Genomic DNA, 20,476 nt, shown 5'->3' on the forward strand with positions numbered 1-20,476 from the left:
ACTCTTTAGTTTAATCTCTGTTTGTGACCACTGCTGGTCACTGGTTCGCTCTTCTCAAAAATACTGACAGTATTTCTACTGAATATTTCTTTGTTGAGCATTTAATGCTTTTTGTTGCAGCACCAAATGCCCACACTTATCGACTGTTAATTTTTAAAGATCTTGTACTGCGTGCCGCGAAGCGTTTTGTTCGTCAGCGAAGAAGGAAGAGTATGAAGCGTTTGCAGCATTTCGTCAACCTTCTTTTTCTCGCTTCACTCTGCATTTTCATGCGTTGTCTTGCGAGGGACAGAACTATAGCAAGCCCCGCACAGTCTGGCAAGGGTAGAATATGAAATTCTTCGATTCACATCACAGCCTCATGTCCATCACGCCTACCCGCAACGACGCACTCGCCACCCAGCTCGATAAAGCTATTAATAACAAGACCAAGCCACTGGGCAGCCTTGGTGTATTGGAAGCGCTGGCCAAACAGATCGGCATGATCCAGAACACCCGCGACATCGCCATCACCAAGCCGGCAATACTGGTATTCGCCGCCGACCATGGCATCGTCGCCGAAGGCATTTCCGCCTATCCGCAGGACGTGACGTGGCAAATGGTGGAAAACTTCCTGGCTGGCGGCGCCGCCATTAATGTATTCGCCACCCAGAACCACTGCACGCTGCGCGTGGTCGATGCCGGCGTCAATCACGACTTTGGCCCGCGCGACGGCCTGACCGACCGCAAGCTGGCGCACGGCACCCGCAACTTCGCCCATGAACCGGCCATGAGCCACGATCTGTGCCAGACCGCGCTGGCTGTCGGCGCCGCGCTGGCCGCCGAACTGGATGGCAATGTGGTCGGCTTCGGCGAAATGGGCATCGGCAACACCACGGCCGCCGCCGCGCTGATGCACAAGCTGACCGGCATCCCGGTCGCGCAATGCGTAGGCGCCGGCACTGGCCTGTCGGCCGAAGGCATCCTGCATAAGCAGCATGTGATCGAGGCCGCCGTCGCCAAACACGCGCACGCCAACGAACCGCTGGAGGTGCTGGCCACGTTCGGCGGACTGGAAATCGCCATGATGACCGGGGCCATGCTGAAGGCGGCGGAACTGCGCAAAGTGCTGCTGATCGACGGCTTCATCGTCACCAGCGCGCTGCTGGTCGCCGCCCGCATGCAACCGGCCATTCTGGATTACTGCCTGTTCGCCCACTGCTCCAACGAGAACGGCCACCAGCAGATGCTGGCCGCACTGGGTGCCCGGCCGCTGATGAACCTTGGCCTGCGCCTCGGCGAAGGCACCGGCTGCGCACTGGCGTTACCGCTGCTGCACGCCGCCGCCAACTTCCTGAACCAGATGGCCACCTTCGAATCGGCACAGGTCAGCGAGAAGTCTGAATAATGCATCAGCTTCGCCTGTTCTTCACCGCGCTGCAGTTCTTCACCCGCCTGCCGATTCCGCGCTGGGTGGGTTTCGATCCCGCGTGGCTGAACCAGGCCTCGCGTTACTTCCCACTGGTGGGCGTGGTGGTGGCGGCCATCGCCTGCGGCGTTTATGCGGTCGCCATCTGGTTCCTGCCGACGCCAGTGGCGGCGGTGCTGTCCACCGCAGCAGGCATCTACGCGACAGGCGCCTTCCACGAAGACGGCTTTGCCGACATGTGCGACGGCTTTGGCGGCGGCATGACGCCGGAGCGCGTGCTGGAGATCATGAAGGATTCGCGCATCGGCGCCTATGGCGCCATCGGCACCATTTGCATGCTCGGACTAAAACTGACGGCGCTGTCGGCGCTGCCGCCGCTCGCCGCCATCGGCGCGCTGCTGATTGCGCATCCGCTCTCGCGCCTCATGGCCACCGCGCTGATCTGGCGCCTCGACTACGCGCGCGCGGAAGGCAAAGCCAAACCGCTGGCGCAAAAGATGGGCAATGGTGAATTCCTGATCGCCGCCATCACCGTCGCCGTGCCTGTGCTGGCGGTGCTTCAGCTGCGCTGGCTACCGTTGAACGCACTGCTCTATGGCCTGTCCGCCGCCATCATCGCCACTCTCTGGCTGGCGCGTAAATGCGTGCGCCGCATCGGCGGCTACACCGGCGACTGTCTCGGCGCGGTGCAGCAGGTGACGGAAGTGACGTTCTATCTGTGCGCGCTGGCCAGCCTCCATCCATGAAGCTGATCCTGGTACGCCACCCGCAACCACTGGTCGCGCCGGGCGTCTGCTACGGCAGCACCGACCTCGCCATCGCACCCGGACAGCTAGAGCACACACTGGCCGCGCTACAGTTGCCGGCGGGTCTGCCGCTTTACTCCAGCCCCCTGCGCCGCTGCGCCGAACTGGCCGCGCGTCTGTCACCAGCGCCGCGCCATGACGCCCTTCTCGCCGAGATACACTTCGGCGCCTGGGAAATGCAGCCTTGGGATGCCATCCCGCGCACCGACATCGACGCCTGGGCCGCCGACATGGTCAACTACCGCCCCGGCGGGGGCGAAAGCGTGCTGCAGATGGCCGAACGTATCAACGCCTTCTACAACGAATTGACCACCGACGCGATCATCATCTGCCACGCTGGCGCCATGCGTTTGCTCACCGCCCGCCATGCGGGACTCTCCCCTGCGGAGATGGCGCTGCAAGCCGCGCAGACCGCCCATCAAATCCCCTACGGTGCCACGTTGACCCTTTAACCCCGTATAATGTGCGGTTTTGGTGCCCGCGCGTCTGTCCAGATGCGCAGTTAAACGGGAAACACGGAGCCGATAGCAAAAGGCCAACGTGTGCTGCCCCCGCAACGGTAAACAAGCGTCGCTCACGCTGCGACAAACCGCCTCTGACAACCACTGTGCCACGGCATGGGAAGGTGAGGCGGCGCCGCTTGTCAGCCCGGATACCGGCCAAATCAGGTGGAAGCGGGCCAAGCCCCGCTTCTGTTCACAATTGGCTGACGGGGACGTCGGTCGGTTGCTATTAATAGAACGTTTATCATGACTCTCCTTATCTCCCGTCCTGCGGCGCTGACGTCGCTGGCGCTGGCCATGGCTGCCTGCCATGCACACGCCGAACCCGCCGACACCGTGGTGGTTACCGCCACCCGCACCGCGCAGCCACTGGCGAACGTGATCAGCGACACCGTCACCATCAACGCCGAACAGATCGCGCAATCGGGCGCCGGTTCCATCGTCGACCTGCTGCAGCGCCAGCGCGGTATCGAAATCGCCCGCAATGGCGGCGCCGGCACCGCCTCCAGCGTCTACCTCCGCGGCGCCAACAGCAACCAGAACATCGTGCTGGTCGACGGCGTGCGTATCGGTTCCTCAACCACTGGCGCGGCCAACTGGAGCGCCATTCCGCTGACCGCCATCGACCATATCGAAATCGTCTACGGCCCACTAAGCTCCCTGTATGGCGCCGACGCCATCGGCGGCGTGATTCAGATCTTCACCAAAAAGGGCCAAGGCGCGCCTGCGGTGACGGCCTTCGCCGGCTACGGCAGCGACAACACGCGCGAAGCCGACGCCACCCTGTCCGGCGCGACCGGCGGTGAGCACAGCTTCAGCTACGCCATCAGCGCCGCCAAGGAAAAGTCGGATGGCTACTCGGCCACCCGTCCCGGCGCATCCAGCTTCAATCCTGACGACGATGGCTACGACCGCGAAAACGTCTCCGGCCAGTTTGGCTTCCAGATCGCTCATGGCTTTGAGGCCGGCGCGCTGTTCTTGCACAGCAAACTGGAATCTCAATACGACAGCGGTGCTTCGGCTTACGATGTACGCAGCAAAGCCGCACTGCAAACCGCCGCCATCTACGGCAAGGCAAAATTCGTCTCCAACGTCGACACGCTGCTGCAAATCTCGCAGAGTGAAGACAAGGGCCAGAACTGGGGCGGCCCCGCTGCGTCGGACTACTCGCGCATCGACACCAAACAAACCGATATCACACTGCAGAACGATATCCGCATCGGCGAAGACATCGTGCAGGTGCTGTACGATCACCGCAAGGAAGAGGTATCGACCAACGGCGCCGACGCGATGAACCGCGAACGCACCACCAACTCGTGGGCGGCTTCGTACAATGCGCGCCGGGGTGCCAGCCTGCTGAACGCGTCGGTCCGTCGCGACAACGCGGTGTATGGCTCGAAGAACACCGGTTCGATCGGCTATGGCTACGACATCACGCCGCAACTGCGCGCCACCACCAGTTACGGCACCAGCTTCCGCGCGCCGACCTACAATGAGTTGTACTACCCAGGATATGGCAATCCCGCCAACAAGCCGGAAGAAGGCAAGAACGCCGAAATCGGCCTGCGCTGGGATGATGGCGTGAACACGCTGAGCGCCAGCTATTACCACAACAAGCTGACCGACATGCTGGTGAACACGAAGCCATGTCCATACGCCGGCTATAAAGGCGGCTGCGCCTACAACGTCAACAAGGCGCTGCTGGAAGGCTTGACCATCGCCGGCGCGACCAAACTGGCCGGCATTAACCTGACCGCCAGTCTTGATCTGCAAGATCCGAAAGACGAGACCACCGGCAAGCGTCTGCAACGCCGCGCGAAAAAGCACGGTAACGTCACCGCCGACTACAGCATCGGCGCGCTGAAAACCGGTGTGGAACTGGAGTTTTCAGGCGACCGTTTCGACGATGCACCCAACCAGAACCGCCTGGGCGGCTACGGCCTGGTCAACCTGTACGCGACCTATGCTTTCAACCAGGGCTGGTCGGCGCTGGTTCGCTGGAATAACATCGGCGACAAACAGTACGACCTGGCGCGCTACTACGCGCCGCCTGGGTCCAAGGTGTTCGCTGGTATCCGTTACGGCTACAAATAATGGTGTAACCTGCACGTCATTCCGGCGGAAGCCGGAGTGACGGTCTTAAGGTAGTTTTATTTTGAAAGCAGTGCATGCATTCGTTCTCCCGCAATCTGCGACAGCGCGCCGCCATCACCCTGACAGGGTTGCTGCTGTTCGCGTTTGCCAGCCTGATTTTCTCGGGCATGACCGGTTCTGTCTCGATTCCCCTTTCCGATATTCCCGCAGCGCTCAATGAGCTGCTACACGGCCAGAGCTCGACGCTGGCAGCGACCCTGCTCGACCTGCGCGCCAGCCGCGCGGTCGCCGCTTTCGTCACCGGCGCCGCGTTGTCGCTGGCGGGCGTGATGATGCAGGCGCTGTTGCGCAATCCGCTGGCCGACCCTTATGTTCTCGGCATCTCCGCCGGCGCCTCGGTCGGGGCACTGGCCGCGCTGATGTTCATGTGCGCCGCCTGGATGGTGGATGCCGCGGCCTTCGGCGGCGCAGTCATCGTCTCCATGATGCTGTACCTGCTGGCCCGGCGCGACCTGCGCGGCGGCACGGCGGCGGAAGCCGGCACGTCCCAGTTGCTGCTGACCGGCGCCATACTCTCTTCCGGCTGCATGGCGCTGGTGACGCTGATGTTGTCCATCGCGCCGGAGAGCCGCCTGCGTAGCATGGTGTTCTGGATGATCGGCGACCTGTCCGGCGCGCAGATGCGCTGGATGCCATGGATAGTGCTGGCGGGAGCGCTGGCGTTCGCGCTGCGCAGCGCGCGCGCCATGAATGTGATGGCGCTGCACGCCGAAGCCGCCGCCACCCTCGGCATCCGCGTCGGCGCGCTGCGTAAAGGTTTGTTCTTCGTCTCCGGCCTGCTGACCGCGAGCGCCGTCACCAGCGCCGGCTCGATTGGCTTCGTCGGATTGATCGTGCCGCATGCGTGCCGCTACGCCGTCGGCCCCGATCACCGTGTGCTGATTCCCGCCGCCACACTGGCCGGCGGCAGTTTCCTGATGCTGGCCGATACGCTGGCCCGCACCGCCATCGCGCCACAGCAGCTGCCGGTGGGCGTGGTGACGGCGCTGATCGGTGCACCGGTCTTCCTGTATCAACTGCATCGGCTGCGCAAATGATGATCGGCACTGAAAAACTGTCCCTTAAAGCCGGCCAGCGCCAGCTGGTCCTGGATCTCGACTGGCAAGTGCGGCAAGGCGAATGCTGGAGCATCATCGGCCGCAATGGCGCCGGCAAAAGCACGCTGATGCGCGCACTGGCGGGACTGCGCGCGCCAGACGCCGGCCACGTATCGCTCGGCGGGCGCAAGCTGGCGGAGTGGCCGCTCGATGAACTGGCACGCCAGCGCGCCTTCCTGGCACAGAGCCGCAGCGACGCCTTTTCTTACAGCGTGATCGAAACCGTGCTGTCGGCGCGTCACCCTTACCACGACAACCGCTATTGGGAAGACAGCGACGATCACGCCATGGCCATCAAGTCGCTGGAAGCGATGGAAGTGGCCAACCTGGCAACGCGCGATGTGCGCACGCTGTCCGGCGGCGAGCGCCAGCGCGTGGCGATTGCCGCCATGCTGGCGCAAGACACGCCGCTGCTGCTGCTCGACGAACCAGCCAACGCGCTGGATCTGGCGCACCAGGTCAGCGTGATGAACATTCTGGCCCGCCTGTGCCGCGAACAGGGCAAGACCGCCATCATGATCGGTCACGACCTGACGCTGGCGCACAGCGTCTCCACCCACGCACTGCTGCTGAAGGGCGACGGCCAATGGCTGGCCGGCGCCAAGGCCGATGTGATGCGGGCCGATATCCTGAGCGACTACCTTGGCCATCCGATCGAAGTGATCCAGCACGGCACCCGCAGCATTTTCATACCAAACGAGGAAACACCATGAGCGACGACATCAACGAACGCCACCGCCTGCGCATGGAGCGCAAGAAGGCCATCATCGACGCCAAGATCGCTTCCGCCGACAAGCAGATCGGCATCATCATCGTCAACACCGGCAATGGCAAGGGCAAGAGTTCCAGCGGTTTCGGCATGGCGATCCGCGCCATGGGCCACGGCATGAAAGTGGGCGTGGTACAGTTCATCAAAGGCGCGATGCAGACCGGCGAAGAAAAATTCCTGCGACGCTTCCCGGAGGGGATCAGCTTTCACGCCATGGGCGAGGGCTACACCTGGGAGACACAGAACCGCGAACGCGATATCGCCAAGGCACAGCAGGCCTGGGAGCAGGCCAAGGTGTTCCTGGCCGATCCGGACATCGGCCTGGTGGTGTTCGATGAACTGAACATCGCGCTGAAGTACAAATACCTTGACGTGGAAGCCGTCATCAACGATCTGCTGGCACGTCCGCCGATGCAGCACGTGGTCATCACCGGCCGCGGTGCGCCGCCGGAATTGATCGAAATCGCCGACACGGTCACTGAAATGGAAGTGGTAAAGCACGCCTTCAAGGCCGGCATCGGCGCGCAGGCGGGCACCGAATGGTAAAGGCATTGCTGGTAGCCGCCGTCTCCTCGGGACAGGGCAAGACCACCGTCACCGCCGCGCTGGCGCGCAAACTGGTCCGCATGGGCAAGCGCGTGCGCGTGTTCAAATGCGGCCCGGACTTCATCGATCCGATGGTGCTGGAACGCGCCAGTGGCGCACCGGTACGTTCGCTCGACTTATGGATGGTCGGCCAGGAGCTGTGCAGCCAGCAGTTGTCGCAGGCCGCCGCCGAAGCGGACGTGATCCTGATCGAAGGCGTTATGGGTTTGTACGACGGCACGCCCTCTTCGGCCGACCTGGCGCGCACTTTCGGCGTGCCGGTGATGGCGGTGATCGACGCCGGCGCCATGGCGCAAACCGCCGGCGCGCTGGTGCACGGCCTGCGCGACTACGGCCCGGTGGAAATGGCCGGCGTGATCGCCAACCGCATCGCCAGCGAAGGTCACGCGAAGATGGTCGCCACCTCGCTGCGCGATATCCCGCTGTTTGCCACGCTGCCAAAGCAGGCCAAGTCGCTGCCGGAACGCCATCTCGGCCTGGTGCTGCCGGATGAAGTGGCCGACATCGATCAACTGCTAGACGATCTGGCCGGGCAACTGTCGTTCGACGAGGCGGCGTGGGCAAGCTTGCGCGACGTCGACATCGCGCAAGCGCCGGCACAATCGCCCGCGCCACAACTGGCCGGCAAAACCATCGCCATCGCGCGTGACGAGGCGTTCATGTTCCTCTATCCGGCCAACCTCGACATGCTGGGCGCGCTGGGCGCAACGCTGACCTTCTTCTCACCGCTGGCGAATGCGGCAGTGCCGACGGAGGCCGATGCGATCTACCTCCCCGGCGGCTATCCCGAACTGCACGCCGAGCGGCTGTCGCAAGCCGCGACATGGCGGGACTCGATCCGCGCCGCGCACGCCGCCGGCATGCCCATCGTCGCCGAATGCGGCGGCATGATGGCGCTGGCCGATACGCTGGCCGACAAGAGCGGCGCCGTGTGGAACATGGCCGGCCTGCTGCCCGGCGCTGTGGCGATGCAACCACGTCTGGCGGGCCTCGGCTCACAAGGACTCCCCACGCCGCAGGGCGTATTGCGCGGCCATACCTTCCATTATTCGAAACTGGACACCAAAGTGGAACCGGCGGCGTACACTATCAAGCATCCCTCCGCGATACAGGGTGAAGCCTGGTATCGCGTCGGTTCGCTGACAGCTTCATATTTTCACGCTTATTTCCCATCCAATCCTGCGGCAACGGCCGCGCTGTTCCTGAGGAGTGAGACATGACACGTACATTGGTTCTGGGCGGTGCGCGCTCTGGCAAGAGCGCCTACGCTGAACGCCTGGCCGCCGAATCCGGCAAGGAAGTGGTCTACATCGCCACCGCCACCGCCGGCGACAGCGAAATGGCTTCCCGCATCGCCCACCATCGCGCCGCCCGCCCGGCCGAATGGACCACCGTTGAAGAGCCGCTGGCACTCGGCAACCAGTTGCTGCGCTGGTCCTCGCCCGAGCGCCTGATCATGGTCGACTGCCTGACGCTGTGGCTCAGCAACCTGCTGTTCAGCGGCGGTCAGGAATATCCGGACGTCGGCGAGATCACCCTGCCGGCGCTGTTCCACGAACAGCAGGACATGCTGGCCAGCGCGCTGACCAAATGCGCCAGCGATGTGGTGCTGGTATCGAACGAGGTAGGCCTGGGCATCATGCCGATGGGGGCCGTGTCGCGCTGCTTCATGGATGAACAGGGACGCCTGAACCAGTCCGTCGCCGCCATTTGCGACCGCGCGGTGTTTGTCGCCGCCGGCCTGCCGCTGGTCCTCAAAGGATAGCCGTGCTTAGTGGGTTGAATTTTTCCACCATCGCGCTGTTGATGGTGGTGGCGGTGCTGCTGGATTTGTGGTGGGGCGAAGTGCGCCGCTGGCATCCGCTGGTCGGCTTCGGCAACTGGGCGATGGCGCTGGAACGGCGCCTGAACCGCGGCGACATGCGCTTCGCGCGCGGCATGCTGGCGTGGATGCTGGCCGTGCTGCCGCTGACCGCGCTGGCCGCGCTGCTGGTGTGGGCGCTGGCCGTGCCACCGGTACAGGCCGCCGTCCATGCGCTGCTGCTGTACTTTTGCCTCGGCATGCGCAGCCTGCGCGACCACAACCTGCCAATAGCCGATGCGCTGGCACAGAGTGACCTGCCCGGCGCGCGCCGCCTCACCTCCTACATCGTCAGCCGGGATACCACCAGCGCCAGCGAAGTGGAACTGACCAAGGCCAGCGCCGAGTCGCTGCTGGAAAACGGCAATGACGCGGTGTTTGCCACGCTATTCTGGTTTATCGTCGCCGGCGGCCCTGGCGCGGTGCTGTTCCGCATGGCGAACACGCTGGACGCGATGTGGGGCTACCGCACGCCGCGCTTCCTGCAATTTGGCTGCGCCGCCGCTCGCATCGACGATGCGCTCAATTACATTCCGGCGCGCCTGACAGCGCTGTCCTATGTGCTGCTGGCGCCCGGCCTGCACGGCAAACGCCGCGCATGGCAATGCTGGCGCGCGCAAGCGCCGGCGTGGGACAGCCCGAACGCCGGACCGGTGATGTCCAGCGGCGCCGGCGCGCTTGGCGTGCAGTTGGGCGGTGCGGCGATTTATCACGGCGAAGTCGAATGCCGGCCAACGCTCGGCGACGGTCCGCCGGCAGTCGGCGCAGACATCCATCGTGCGTGGCGACTGGTCGCGCGCACCACCGTGCTGTGGCTGGCAATGGCCTGCGCGGTTGCGGCACTGATGGAGTTATCACATGCTTGAACACGGCGGCAATCTGCGTGACGCCGCAAAACGCTTTGGCCGCGACGACTGGGTCGATCTGTCAACCGGCATCAATCCGCGCTGGTATCCCGCGCCTGAGGTGGCGGGCAATGCGTGGCATCGCCTGCCGGAACCCGATCCGGCGCTGACCGCGGCGGCGGCGGCGTTCTATGGCGCGCCACAAATGCTACCGGCGGCCGGCACGCAGGCAGCGATTCAGGCACTGCCTCGCCTGCGCGCGCCGTCACGCGTGGCGGTCAGCGCGCCGTCGTATGCGGAACACGCGCACCACTGGGGCGGCCACGGACATACGATGACGCTGACGCCATACGCGGAGCTGGCCGACGCCGTCGCGCGGCATGACGTCGTGGTCGTGGTCAATCCAAACAATCCGACCGGTGCGGTCGTGCCGGCAGCGCAACTGCTGCAATGGGCCGACCAGTTGGCTGCGCGCGGCGGCTGGCTGGTGGTCGATGAAGCGTTTGGCGACACCGCGCAAGAAAACAGTGTCGCCGCCCATACCGGCCGCCCCGGCCTGATCGTGCTGCGCTCGGTCGGCAAATTCTTCGGCCTGGCCGGCATACGCCTTGGCTTCGTCGCCGCCCACGCCGACCTGCTGCGCGACCTGGCAGACCTGCTGGGTCCGTGGACCATCAGCGGCCCGGCGCAGCAGATCGCGCTGGCAGCGTTGAGCGATCACGCATGGCAGAGCGACACCCGCACGCAACTGGCGGTCCACGGCGAACGCCTGCGCGCGCTGCTGGCCTCACATGGCATCCAGTCCAGCGGTACACCGCTGTTCCAATGGTGGGCCGAGCCGCAGCCGGAGGCGTTCTGGCGGCACATGGCGGAACGCGGCATCTGGGTGCGGCTCTTCACCCAGGCGGCACGCGGCATCCGGCTCGGTCTTCCTCCAGACGAAGCGGGCTGGCAGCGCCTGCACACAGCACTCTCAGAATGGAATCAACGATGAAAAAACTGATCTTTGCGGCGGCGCTGTTCGCCGTGGCAACCGCCAGCGCCGCCCCGATCACCGTGCGCGACGACGACGGCAAAACGGTCACGTTGCAAAAGCCGGCACAACGCATCATCTCGATGTCGCCACATGTGACGGAGCTGCTGTTTGCGGCCGGCGCCGGCGACAAGATCGTCGGCACCGTGACCTACAGCGACTATCCGGAAGCCGCGAAGAGCATTCCGCGCGTCGGCGACAACCGCCTGATCGACATGGAGCGTGTGGCGGCCATGAAGCCGGACCTGATCGTCATCTGGATGCATGGCGGTTTTGAACGCCAGATCGAGACCCTGCGCCAGCTCGGCGTGCCGATGTTCCACAGCGAGCCGGCCAAACTGGAAGGCATTTCCGACAACATCGTCCGCCTCGGCCAACTGGCCGGCACCGAAGCGGTGGCCAATCCCGCCGCCGCCGAAATCCGCAACCAGTTCGCGGCGCTGACCAGGGAATACGCCAACCGTCCGCCGGTGCGCCTGTTCTACCAGGTGTGGGACAAGCCGCTCTACACCTTGAGCGGCAGCGCCATCGTCAGTGACTCCATCCGCCTGTGCGGGGGCGTTAATATCTTCGCCGACCTGAAAGTGACGGCGCCGGTGGTCAGCGTGGAGGCCGTGTTGCAGGCGAATCCCGAAGCCATCTTCGGCACGCTCGAAAAGAACTATGCCAGCGTCGATCTGTGGAAGCCGTACACCAATATGCTGGCGGTGAAAAACAATAACCTGTTCCGTCTCCAGCGCGACCTGTTGTACCGCGCCGGTCCGCGCATGGTCGCCGGCACCCGCGAGCTATGCGAGAAAATCGAAGAAGCCCGCCAGCACCGTAAGAACTGATATGTCCTTCCCCTACTCCACCCTGATGGTTCAGGGCACCACCTCGGACGCCGGCAAAAGCACGGTGGTAGCGGCGCTGTGCCGCCTGCTCAAGCGGCGCGGCGTGCGCGTTGTCCCGTTCAAGCCGCAGAACATGGCGCTCAACAGCGCCGTCACCGCCGATGGCGGCGAGATCGGCCGCGCGCAGGCGCTGCAGGCTGTCGCTGCCGGCGTGTCGCCGCATACCGACATGAATCCGATCCTGCTCAAGCCATCGAGCGACATTGGCGCGCAAGTCATCATCCATGGCAAGGTGCGCGCCGAGATGAACGCACGCGATTACCACCAGTACAAAACCGTCGCCATGCAGGCGGTGCTCGAATCGCACGAGCGGCTGCTGCAACAATACGACTGCGTGATGGTGGAAGGCGCCGGCAGCCCGGCCGAAATCAACCTGCGCGACCGCGACATCGCCAACATGGGCTTCGCCGAAAAGGTCGACTGTCCGGTGGTGCTGGTGGCGGATATCGATCGAGGCGGCGTATTCGCTCACATCGTCGGCACGCTGGATTGCCTGTCGGAGAGCGAGCGCCGTCGCACCATCGGCTTCGTCATCAACCGCTTCCGCGGCGACATCAAGCTGCTGGAACCCGGCATCGACTGGCTGGAGCAAAAGACCGGCAAGCCGGTGTTGGCCGTGCTGCCCTACCTGCATGGCCTGTTCCTCGATGCCGAAGACGCGGTGCAGCCGGTGCAAGCCGCGCGCGGCGCCTTCCGTGTTGTGGTCCCCAGCCTGCCACGCATGAGCAACCACACCGACTTCGACGCGCTGCGCGCCCACCCGGACGTCGACCTGCACTTCGTGCGCCAGGGCGAGCCGATACCGCAGGCGGACCTGATCATCCTCCCCGGCAGCAAGAACACGCGCGGCGACCTGGAATGGCTGCGCGCCCAGGGCTGGCCGGATCAGATCAAGCGCCACCTGCGCTATGGCGGCAAAGTGATCGGCGTCTGCGGCGGCTTCCAGATGCTGGGCCGCGAAGTGATCGACCCGCTGGGCATGGAAGGCCGCGCCGGATCATCGCCCGCACTTGGCCTGCTCGACATGACGACCGAAATGAGTCCGCAGAAACAGCTCAAGCAAGTACAAGGCGTATGCGCCTTCGACGGTGAGCAGGCGCCGGTCATCGGCTACGAAATCCACATGGGCGTTTCAACCGGCGGCGCGCTGGACACCCCGGCCTTCACCATCGACGGCCGCCCGGAAGGCGCGCTGTCGGCGGACGGCCAGATACTCGGCACCTACCTGCATGGCCTGTTCGACACGCCGCAAGCCATCAGCGCCTTGATGCGCTGGGCCGGCCTGCACTCGCACAACACCGTGGACACCTCGGCGCTGCGCGAAGCCAGCCTGGATCGCATCGCCGACGCCACGCAACCGCTGCTGGATGCACTGATCGCACTGAAATGAATCAACACGCCTACTCCGACGCCGAAATTGCCGGCGTCTATCGCGCCATCCGCGAACGCCGCGACGTGCGCCATTTCAAACGCGACCCGCTGGCGGAAGGCCAGCTGCAACGCTTCCTCGAAGCCGCCCACCATGGCCCCAGTGTCGGCTACATGCAGCCGTGGCGTTTCGTGCGCATCACCGACGCGGCGCTGCGCGCCAGCATACACCAGCATGTGAACGAAGAACGCATCAAGACCGCCGAGGCACTGGGCAAGCGCGCAGACGAGTTCATGAAGCTGAAGGTGGAAGGCATCCTGGAATGCGCGGAAGTGCTGGTGGTGGGACTGATCGACAAGCGCGATCAATACGTCTTCGGCCGCCGCACCATGCCGGAGATGGACCTGGCCTCGGCCGCCTGTGCGTTACAGAACTTCTGGCTGGCGGCGCGCGCGGAAGGCATCGGCGCCGGCTGGGTGTCGATGTTCGATCCACAGCGCCTGCGCGACATCATCGGCATGCCACCAGGCAGCCAGCCGATCGCCGTGCTGTGCGTCGGCCACGTGCACGCGTTCTACAACGCGCCCATGCTGGAACTGGAGAAGTGGGACCAGCGCCGGCCGCTCAACGACATCCTGTTCGAGAACCGCTGGGATCAGCCGTAGCATTCCTCGATGCGGCGATTGCCAGGCCCAGGCAGCACGCGCAGGCTGCGTTCCGTCGCCGCCGTAAACTCGTGCTGAAATACCGTATCGACAAAACGCCAGTCACAGCGCACCTGCTCATGGCTGGCTGTGACGATCATATAACCACGCTTGCTGGTTTGCGCGTAGTACAAGGGCTCGATCAGATCGACCATCATCGCCGCCACGTCGTCCGGGTCGCGGCCCGGATAGCCGCCTTCCATGCCGGGTGACGATACGGAGGCCGTCGCGAACTCCACGCCTGCTTGGCGCCCTTCCGCGTCGCGCAGGTCGCTGGCCCAGGCGTTGTGGGTGTCGCCGGCCAGCACCACCAGGTTCTTGCGATGCTTGCGCATCATCGCGAACACTTGCTCGCGATCGGCCTGATAGCCGTCCCAGGAATCCAGATAGCACGGCAAGGTCTGCGCCGACAACCAGCGCTGCTCTTTTTCATTGACGCACGAAGGGTCGGCCTCGGCGCGCTTCTTCAATGCGCAGTAATTGGTGGGACTGCACTCGCCCATCACCACTGCGGTGGGATACTCCATGCGCGCCATCAGTACCTGCTGGCCCAGCATCTGCCAGCGCGCGGTCGAGCGGCTGACTTGCTCTTCCAGCCAGGCCATCTGCTCGTGGCCCATCATCTGGCGGCGCGGCGAGCACACGTCGTGTTTGTACTTCTCCACATCGAAACGCCTGTGTTCATCATAATAGGACGACAGCATCAACTGCTGATCGCGGCCGATCAGGCGCGTATCGAGCATGTGCAGCGAGACGATGCCGCCGAAATCGAACGAGCGGTAGATCTTGTCCGGCGCCGACGCATCCGGCACGCGGATCGGCATCCACTCGTGGTACGCGGTCAGCGCCGCATGCTTGCGCAGCTCGAACGGCCCGTACTGGCTGGTCTTGTGGTCCACCGAACCATCGCGCCAGGTGTCGTCGGCGAATTCGTGGTCGTCCCACACGACGATGAACGGCATGGCCGCGTGCACCGCCTGCAGGTCGGGATCGGCGCGGTACTGCGCATAGCGGCGGCGATAGTCTTCGAGCCGCAGCAGCACTTCGCGCGGTTCGGACACCCGGCCCAGCGCCTCCGCCTGGCCACAGGCGTAGCCGGTGCTTTCGTATTCGTAGATGTAGTCGCCGATATGCAGCGCGGCGTCGATATTGTCCTGGCGGGCGGCGTCGGCGTAAACGTTGAAGTACCCGGCCGGATAATTCGAGCAGGAGAACACCGCCAACCGCACTTGTTTCGCATCGCCGCGCGCCAGCGTTTTGGTGCGGCCCACCACTGACTTGTCGCCGCCGTCCACCGCGAACTGGTAATAGTAGACATGCCCCGGCAGCAGCCCCGCCGCATCCACCTTGACCGTGTAGTCGCGCTGGGCCGAGGTGACCACGCTGCCATGCGCGATCACCTGCCGCATGGCGGCGTCAGTGGCCAGCTGCCAGCGCACGGCGACATCGCCCTCGCCATCATGCGCCGGCGTCACGCGCGTCCACAGAATCACGCGGTCGGCGAGCGGGTCGCCGCTGGCCACGCCGTGGCGGAAGCCCGGCGCCACCTCCTCGGCCACGCCGCTGGCGGTACAGCCGCTCAATCCGGCCACGCCCAGCAGCGCACCCGATGCCGCCATCTGACGAATGAAAGTCCGGCGCGGTGGCTGGATGTCCATGTCCATCTCCCATAGGCAGTAGCGATGTGCGCAACTTACGCCCCCTGCGTGACGGCCTGATGACCACGCGGTTTATTTTGTGTGACAATCGTGGCTATGAACGCCAATACCAACGCCAACGCCACCAAGCGCTACCTGCCCTGGGTCGTCGCCACCACCCTCTTCATGGAGCAGCTGGACTCGACCGTCGTCAACACCGCCATTCCGGCGATGGCGGCCAGCTTGCAAGTCACGCCACTGAGCCTGAAGGCCGTGGTCACCAGCTACATCCTCAGCCTGGCGGTGTCGATTCCGATCAGCGGCTGGATGGCGGACCGCTTCGGCGCGCGCCGCGTGTTCATGACCGCGATTGCCGTTTTTACCATCGCCTCGGTGCTGTGCGGCCTGGCGGTCAACTCGCCGATGCTGGTGGCGGCGCGGCTGCTGCAAGGCTTCGGCGCGGCGATGATGATGCCGGTCGGGCGCCTGACCATCGTCCGCACCTTCCCCAAGAGCGAGCTGCTGGCGGCGATGAACTTCGTCATCATCCCGGCCCTGATCGGTCCCCTGCTCGGCCCCACCATCGGCGGCCTGGTGGTGTACTGGCTGACCTGGCGCGACATCTTCTTCATCAACGTGCCGGTCGGGCTGGTGGCGATCTACCTGGCCCACCGCTACATGCCGGACTACCGCGAAGAGAACACCAGGCCGTTGGACTTTATCGGTTTCGTTTTGTTCGGCACCGGCGTGGCGCTGCTGTCATGGCTGCTGGAAGTGTTCGGCGAGCATACGCTGGATGTGACCTCGGCCTCGGTGCTGTTCCTGCTGTCCATCGCGCTGCTGGGCGCTTACGGCTGGCACGCCAAGGATGCGCCGTTCCCGCTGCTGCGGCTGGCGCTGTTCAAGGTCCGCACCTTCCGCGTGTCGGTGCTGGGCGGCTTTGTCACACGTATCGGCGTCGGTGGCCTGCCGTTCCTGCTGCCGCTGCTGTACCAATTGGGTCTGGGCCTGCCGGCCTGGCAATCTGGCTTGCTGATGATGCCGTCCGCCGCGGCGGCCATGGGCATGAAGGTGATCTCGGCGCGGGTGCTGGGCCGCTTCGGCTATCGCCAGGTGCTGACCGTGAACACGCTGCTGATCGGCCTGACCATCAGCCTGTTTGCCTTCGTGAAGGAAGGCACACCGATGTATGTGATCGTGGCGATCAGCCTGTGCCTGGGCTTCTTCAATTCGCTGCAATTCTCCAGCATGAACACCATCGCCTACGCCGATCTGGAGGGCGCCGATTCCAGCATGGCCAGCACCATGGCCAGCTCGATGCAGCAGTTGTCGATGAGCTTCGGCCTGGCGGCCGGCTCGCTGGTCACCGGCTGGTTCCTGGGCGACCTGCCGCAGTCGAACCGCGTGGCGCTGACATCGGCGCTGCATCACGCCTTCATCACGCTGGCGGTGCTGACGGTGCTGTCATCGTTCACCTTCTGGACGCTGCGCAAGACAGACGGCGAATCCATCAGCCACGCGAAGCGCCCGGACGAACAATCAGGCGGTTGACGTAGGGGTCGAGCAGCAGCGGCCCTTGATAGCGCTCCGGCGCGTAGCGGTAGGCGTAACTGGGCAGCAGAGAATACTGGATCTGCAACATCAGGCGCGGTTGCAGCACCGGCGCGGTGCCCTTGTGAATGCCGGCCGTGTCCACCGCAAAGCAAAAGCCGCGCGTGCCGATCGCGGTCAGCAGCATCCCGGCGCTGTGGGCGCCGGAGATTTCGCTGTCGGAGTAGAAGCGCAAGCGCATCGGCGCCTGCGTCAGATGGCTGCCATGCAGGTAGACGTGCGGACCGGCGCCGTCATCGACATCGGTCAGGTAGACCAGCACTTTCAGGTAGCGCCAATCCTCGGAATCGCGGTGAAACGCCTGCAAGGCGCTGTCGGCGCCCGGCACCGGGAACGACCAGCGCAGGCCCAGCGCGGAGATGGTCGGCTTGCACCCCATGTAGCGTGCGGCCAGTCCCAGCAACGGCGGACTGTTGGCCAGCGCCAGGATGTGCGGGCACGCGATCACATCGCGCAGGTGATAATCCGCCACCCGCACATCGGCCGCGCGCTGCGCCAGCGTGAAACCGGGCCGCTCGTGATCGCGGTCGGTCAGCAGCTTGTTGTCCAGCCAGGCGCAAATCTCGTCGCACTGAGGTCCGTCCAGCAGATTGCCGAGCGGCGCGTAGCCGCTGCGGTGCAAATCGATCAACGCCGCCTCTTCGGCCGGCGTGGCCGCATACAGTTCCCTGCACGCTCCCTGGCGTAGCCGCACCGCGCCGCTGAGCGCGTGGACCACCAGCCGGCGCAACGACGGATAAGTCACGATGCGCTGGCTGTAATACAACAGGCTTTGGAGCGGGGCAAACCGGCGGCCAGGTTTCAGCTGCGCATATTCCATCGGGCTTTCCTCCGAGAGTCACCCTGAGAAGGTAACAACCCGGCGCCAAGCCCGCCTTGATGTGGGCTAAACCTTGGTCACCGGATGGCGCTCAGAACGAGGTCAGCGCCTTGCCGAACTTGATCAGCCACAGGCGACTTGGGCGCTCGACATCCACGCCGCGCGCCACACGGATGCTATTGGTGGCGTTGCAGCCCAGCGTGGTGCTGGTGATGATGGCGCCGCTGGCGTCGACATTGCACTTGGTGACGTCCGCATCGTCGATGGCCTTACCGCTGGCGTCGTATATTTTAGTCTTCATGCCGAAGTCGTTATCGTTGGCCAGCGCCAGGGTGTTGCCATCGACAACGGTCAGCCCTTCCGCCTTCTCGGCCTGCCAGCCGATGGCGTTCAGGTCCAGCAGCAGGGTTTTCTTGAGCGTGGTGACGGCTTTCCAGTCGGCGCCATTGACGGCGGCGCCGGCCATGCTGCTCTTCTCCAGGTCGGAGGTGGTGGCGTTGAAGGCGCTGGCCGAAATATCGGTGGCTGCCGCGATTTCAATCAGCATCAGTTTGTTGAACACCTTGCCATTCGGCGCCGCGCCCTGCTCGATGACGATGAACTTGCCGTTGCCCAGCGCCACCACGTCACCCAGCTTGGCGTTGCCGGTGCGGCCATCCTGGTAATCCGCCGCGTCCAGCGGATAGGCGTACATCTTGCCGGCCTTGCCGGTGGTCGGATCGAACTCGGTCCAGCGCGTGAAGCGCGCGTAACGCTCGACCTGCTCGTTCTTGCCGGTCACCGAATACAGGGCGCTGCCATCGGTCAGCGGACTTTGCAGGAAGCCGTGCAGCTTATCGGTGGTGGTATCGAGCGTCAGACCCTCCATGCCACGGTTGGCGCGGCGTTTCAGGAAGATGGCCGGCAGACCGCTACCCGGCGCGTACTTGTTGAGAATGACGCCTGTGGCCGGATCAAGCTTGACGATGAACGGGCCGTATTCATCCGACACCCACAGCACGTTGCGCTTCTTATCGACGACGATAGCCTCACTATCGATGCCGTTGACGTCAAAGGTGGCTTTGCTGTTGGCGTCGTATTTCATCGCGTCGAACACGGGCAGCTCGGCCGAATTGCCCAGCGTGCCGGGCGGCACTGGCAAGCCGCTGACCTTGACGTTGGCCGATGCCTTGATCGGCGTGGACGAAGTCAGCACCGCGCCGTTCTTGCCCACAGTGATCACGCCAAACGCCGGCGCAAAACTCGGCGAGGGGAAAATCTTGGCGCCGGTGGTGCCGCTGCCGCTCAGCGACGGCAGGTTCGGGCCATCGCCATTCGGGCCGCGATCAGTCAGGCCATAGAACTCCAGGTCGCCATTGGCGCTGATGCCCTTGAACGCGATCGACGAACCGTAGGACGGCAGGAAGCCAAGCGGAAACTCTTCCTTCACCTTGGTGTTGGTGCCTTCGTATGGAATGTAGTAGCTGCTGGCAGCCTGGACCTGGTAACGTGTGACCGTCACCGCGACCGTGCCCAATGGCGTGGTCTGGCTGAACGCTTCATTGACCGGCGCGCCGATTCTGGATGCGAGCGTGTCTTCAAAATGCTCGCGCACCAGGGCACGGCGACTGTCGTCGACGGTGCGGGTGGCGTATTTAGCGCCGGCGACAGCCAGGTTGGCGCTCATCGCGGCGTTGAAGGTGGCGGCATCGGCATTGAAGTCGGCGCTTTTGGTGGCCAGCGCGGTCTTCACATCCGCATTTAACTTGATGCCATTGGAGGGATCGCTGTCGTCATCCAGCAGTTGCAACGCCAGCAGGCGATTGATGACTTTGGAATTCTTAACGTCGGTCGTACCCGACAACTCCAACGGCGTGACGCTAGTCGCGCACAAGGTACTGCCCAGAGCGATGCCGCCGATGCTGAAACTCACCGTGTCGCCGGCATAGCAGGTGAACTCGCCTTTGGCGTTGGTGCTGGCTTTGGTAGCGCTGCCGGCAACGTAATCCAGGTTCTCGACGGCGCCATCGAGGAACACCCCGGTCATCGAGGTTTTGGCGGGCGCGGCCGGCGCGTTGTCGCTGCCGCCGCAAGCGGTCAGCGCGGCAAGCAATGCCAGCGACATCACGGATAATTTCTGCATTCTGATCCCCTACTGTGTCGTTATAAGACCAGAAAGTTTAGAGACCCCGCGTGACGTGCTTGTGACAAACGCAAAAAAGCCCGCGCAGATAAACTGAGCGGGCTTTTTCTAAATAACTAGCTTGACGATAACCTACTTTCACACTGGTTGCAGCACTATCATCGGCGTAGAGTCGTTTCACGGTCCTGTTCGGGATGGGAAGGGGTGGGACCGACTTACTATGGTCATCAAGCTTTGA

18 protein-coding genes, 1 rRNA gene and 1 riboswitch are annotated in these 20,476 nt (G+C 64.0%); of the genes, 15 read left to right on the forward strand and 4 right to left on the reverse strand.

The annotated features are described in order from the left end of the window. Positions 1 to 361: 361 nt before the first annotated feature. The 14 genes from cobT (at position 362) to bluB (ending at position 14,009) form a co-directional block, all read left to right on the forward strand. Positions 362 to 1,387 (forward strand): nicotinate-nucleotide--dimethylbenzimidazole phosphoribosyltransferase, encoded by a 1,026-nt coding sequence (gene cobT, locus GTP44_RS25630; RefSeq protein ID WP_161021630.1) that lies wholly within the window; start codon positions 362 to 364, stop codon positions 1,385 to 1,387. Beyond that, the gene (locus GTP44_RS25635; protein WP_161021631.1) at positions 1,387 to 2,154 is read left to right on the forward strand and encodes an adenosylcobinamide-GDP ribazoletransferase; all 768 of its coding nucleotides are present in this window, start codon (positions 1,387 to 1,389) and stop codon (positions 2,152 to 2,154) included. Before cobT ends, GTP44_RS25635 begins: the two co-directional genes overlap by 1 nt. After that, positions 2,151 to 2,666 carry a histidine phosphatase family protein gene (locus GTP44_RS25640; RefSeq protein ID WP_161021632.1) on the forward strand — a complete coding sequence of 172 codons (516 nt, stop codon included), beginning with the start codon at positions 2,151 to 2,153 and terminating at the stop codon, positions 2,664 to 2,666. Before GTP44_RS25635 ends, GTP44_RS25640 begins: the two co-directional genes overlap by 4 nt. Before the next feature lie 3 nt (positions 2,667 to 2,669). Continuing rightward, positions 2,670 to 2,892: riboswitch (cobalamin riboswitch) on the forward strand. Between the two features lie 71 nt (positions 2,893 to 2,963). Continuing rightward, positions 2,964 to 4,811 carry a TonB-dependent receptor domain-containing protein gene (locus GTP44_RS25645; protein WP_161021633.1) on the forward strand — a complete coding sequence of 616 codons (1,848 nt, stop codon included), beginning with the start codon at positions 2,964 to 2,966 and terminating at the stop codon, positions 4,809 to 4,811. Positions 4,812 to 4,885: 74 nt separating this feature from the next. Further along, positions 4,886 to 5,908 (forward strand): FecCD family ABC transporter permease, encoded by a 1,023-nt coding sequence (locus GTP44_RS25650; protein WP_161021634.1) that lies wholly within the window; start codon positions 4,886 to 4,888, stop codon positions 5,906 to 5,908. Next, positions 5,908 to 6,681 carry an ABC transporter ATP-binding protein gene (locus GTP44_RS25655; protein WP_161021646.1) on the forward strand — a complete coding sequence of 258 codons (774 nt, stop codon included), beginning with the start codon at positions 5,908 to 5,910 and terminating at the stop codon, positions 6,679 to 6,681. The genes GTP44_RS25650 and GTP44_RS25655 overlap by 1 nt, the downstream gene beginning before the upstream one ends. Then, positions 6,678 to 7,283 carry a cob(I)yrinic acid a,c-diamide adenosyltransferase gene (gene cobO, locus GTP44_RS25660; protein ID WP_161021635.1) on the forward strand — a complete coding sequence of 202 codons (606 nt, stop codon included), beginning with the start codon at positions 6,678 to 6,680 and terminating at the stop codon, positions 7,281 to 7,283. Before GTP44_RS25655 ends, cobO begins: the two co-directional genes overlap by 4 nt. Further along, entirely contained in the window at positions 7,277 to 8,563 is a 1,287-nt protein-coding gene (locus GTP44_RS25665) for a cobyrinic acid a,c-diamide synthase CobB (protein WP_161021636.1), read from the forward strand. The genes cobO and GTP44_RS25665 overlap by 7 nt, the downstream gene beginning before the upstream one ends. Beyond that, complete coding sequence (gene cobU / locus GTP44_RS25670; protein WP_161021637.1) at positions 8,560 to 9,108, forward strand: bifunctional adenosylcobinamide kinase/adenosylcobinamide-phosphate guanylyltransferase; 549 nt, start codon at positions 8,560 to 8,562, stop codon at positions 9,106 to 9,108. The genes GTP44_RS25665 and cobU overlap by 4 nt, the downstream gene beginning before the upstream one ends. A gap of 2 nt (positions 9,109 to 9,110) precedes the next feature. After that, positions 9,111 to 10,070 (forward strand): adenosylcobinamide-phosphate synthase CbiB, encoded by a 960-nt coding sequence (gene cbiB, locus GTP44_RS25675; protein ID WP_161021638.1) that lies wholly within the window; start codon positions 9,111 to 9,113, stop codon positions 10,068 to 10,070. After that, positions 10,063 to 11,043, forward strand: coding sequence for a threonine-phosphate decarboxylase CobD (cobD, locus tag GTP44_RS25680; protein ID WP_161021639.1), 981 nt, complete (start codon positions 10,063 to 10,065; stop codon positions 11,041 to 11,043). Before cbiB ends, cobD begins: the two co-directional genes overlap by 8 nt. Beyond that, positions 11,040 to 11,915, forward strand: a complete 876-nt coding sequence (locus GTP44_RS25685) for a cobalamin-binding protein (protein ID WP_161021640.1) — start codon at positions 11,040 to 11,042, stop codon at positions 11,913 to 11,915. The genes cobD and GTP44_RS25685 overlap by 4 nt, the downstream gene beginning before the upstream one ends. 1 nt (position 11,916) lies before the next feature. Then, positions 11,917 to 13,365 carry a cobyric acid synthase gene (locus tag GTP44_RS25690; protein ID WP_160992817.1) on the forward strand — a complete coding sequence of 483 codons (1,449 nt, stop codon included), beginning with the start codon at positions 11,917 to 11,919 and terminating at the stop codon, positions 13,363 to 13,365. Beyond that, the gene (bluB, locus tag GTP44_RS25695; RefSeq protein ID WP_161021641.1) at positions 13,362 to 14,009 is read left to right on the forward strand and encodes a 5,6-dimethylbenzimidazole synthase; all 648 of its coding nucleotides are present in this window, start codon (positions 13,362 to 13,364) and stop codon (positions 14,007 to 14,009) included. Before GTP44_RS25690 ends, bluB begins: the two co-directional genes overlap by 4 nt. On the opposite strand, the gene GTP44_RS25700 is transcribed toward bluB, so the two are convergent. Further along, the gene (locus GTP44_RS25700; protein WP_229257085.1) at positions 14,000 to 15,706 is read right to left on the reverse strand and encodes an alkaline phosphatase D family protein; all 1,707 of its coding nucleotides are present in this window, start codon (positions 15,704 to 15,706) and stop codon (positions 14,000 to 14,002) included. The two genes, bluB and GTP44_RS25700, sit on opposite strands and share 10 nt — an antisense overlap. A 96-nt stretch (positions 15,707 to 15,802) precedes the next feature. Between GTP44_RS25700 and GTP44_RS25705 the strand changes: the two genes are divergently transcribed. Beyond that, positions 15,803 to 17,236, forward strand: coding sequence for a DHA2 family efflux MFS transporter permease subunit (locus tag GTP44_RS25705; RefSeq protein ID WP_161021643.1), 1,434 nt, complete (start codon positions 15,803 to 15,805; stop codon positions 17,234 to 17,236). On the opposite strand, the gene GTP44_RS25710 is transcribed toward GTP44_RS25705, so the two are convergent. The 3 genes from GTP44_RS25710 to rrf form a co-directional block, all read right to left on the reverse strand. Continuing rightward, a complete protein-coding gene (locus GTP44_RS25710; RefSeq protein ID WP_161021644.1) occupies positions 17,196 to 18,116 on the reverse strand; it encodes a phytanoyl-CoA dioxygenase family protein in 921 nt (306 codons plus the stop codon). The genes GTP44_RS25705 and GTP44_RS25710 overlap by 41 nt on opposite strands. A 91-nt stretch (positions 18,117 to 18,207) precedes the next feature. Further along, positions 18,208 to 20,238 carry an esterase-like activity of phytase family protein gene (locus GTP44_RS25715; RefSeq protein WP_161021645.1) on the reverse strand — a complete coding sequence of 677 codons (2,031 nt, stop codon included), beginning with the start codon at positions 20,236 to 20,238 and terminating at the stop codon, positions 18,208 to 18,210. Between the two features lie 119 nt (positions 20,239 to 20,357). Then, positions 20,358 to 20,470, reverse strand: a 5S ribosomal RNA gene (gene rrf, locus GTP44_RS25720). Positions 20,471 to 20,476 lie beyond the last annotated feature (6 nt).

Origin of the sequence: Duganella lactea, from assembly GCF_009857505.1 — a bacterium.
Classification (GTDB): Bacteria; Pseudomonadota; Gammaproteobacteria; order Burkholderiales; family Burkholderiaceae_D; genus Rugamonas; species Rugamonas lactea.

What these genes read in the sequence shown, in the direction of transcription:
- cobT (WP_161021630.1), top strand. Translation starts at nt 362, where the DNA reads ATGTCCATCACGCCTACCCGCAACGACGCACTCGCCACCCAGCTCGAT.
- GTP44_RS25635 (WP_161021631.1), top strand. Translation starts at nt 1,387, where the DNA reads ATGCATCAGCTTCGCCTGTTCTTCACCGCGCTGCAGTTCTTCACCCGC.
- GTP44_RS25640 (WP_161021632.1), top strand. Translation starts at nt 2,151, where the DNA reads ATGAAGCTGATCCTGGTACGCCACCCGCAACCACTGGTCGCGCCGGGC.
- GTP44_RS25645 (WP_161021633.1), top strand. Translation starts at nt 2,964, where the DNA reads ATGACTCTCCTTATCTCCCGTCCTGCGGCGCTGACGTCGCTGGCGCTG.
- GTP44_RS25650 (WP_161021634.1), top strand. Translation starts at nt 4,886, where the DNA reads ATGCATTCGTTCTCCCGCAATCTGCGACAGCGCGCCGCCATCACCCTG.
- GTP44_RS25655 (WP_161021646.1), top strand. Translation starts at nt 5,908, where the DNA reads ATGATCGGCACTGAAAAACTGTCCCTTAAAGCCGGCCAGCGCCAGCTG.
- cobO (WP_161021635.1), top strand. Translation starts at nt 6,678, where the DNA reads ATGAGCGACGACATCAACGAACGCCACCGCCTGCGCATGGAGCGCAAG.
- GTP44_RS25665 (WP_161021636.1), top strand. Translation starts at nt 7,277, where the DNA reads ATGGTAAAGGCATTGCTGGTAGCCGCCGTCTCCTCGGGACAGGGCAAG.
- cobU (WP_161021637.1), top strand. Translation starts at nt 8,560, where the DNA reads ATGACACGTACATTGGTTCTGGGCGGTGCGCGCTCTGGCAAGAGCGCC.
- cobD (WP_161021639.1), top strand. Translation starts at nt 10,063, where the DNA reads ATGCTTGAACACGGCGGCAATCTGCGTGACGCCGCAAAACGCTTTGGC.
- GTP44_RS25685 (WP_161021640.1), top strand. Translation starts at nt 11,040, where the DNA reads ATGAAAAAACTGATCTTTGCGGCGGCGCTGTTCGCCGTGGCAACCGCC.
- GTP44_RS25690 (WP_160992817.1), top strand. Translation starts at nt 11,917, where the DNA reads ATGTCCTTCCCCTACTCCACCCTGATGGTTCAGGGCACCACCTCGGAC.
- bluB (WP_161021641.1), top strand. Translation starts at nt 13,362, where the DNA reads ATGAATCAACACGCCTACTCCGACGCCGAAATTGCCGGCGTCTATCGC.
- GTP44_RS25700 (WP_229257085.1), bottom strand. Translation starts at nt 15,706, where the DNA reads ATGGACATCCAGCCACCGCGCCGGACTTTCATTCGTCAGATGGCGGCA.
- GTP44_RS25705 (WP_161021643.1), top strand. Translation starts at nt 15,803, where the DNA reads ATGAACGCCAATACCAACGCCAACGCCACCAAGCGCTACCTGCCCTGG.
- GTP44_RS25710 (WP_161021644.1), bottom strand. Translation starts at nt 18,116, where the DNA reads ATGGAATATGCGCAGCTGAAACCTGGCCGCCGGTTTGCCCCGCTCCAA.
- GTP44_RS25715 (WP_161021645.1), bottom strand. Translation starts at nt 20,238, where the DNA reads ATGCAGAAATTATCCGTGATGTCGCTGGCATTGCTTGCCGCGCTGACC.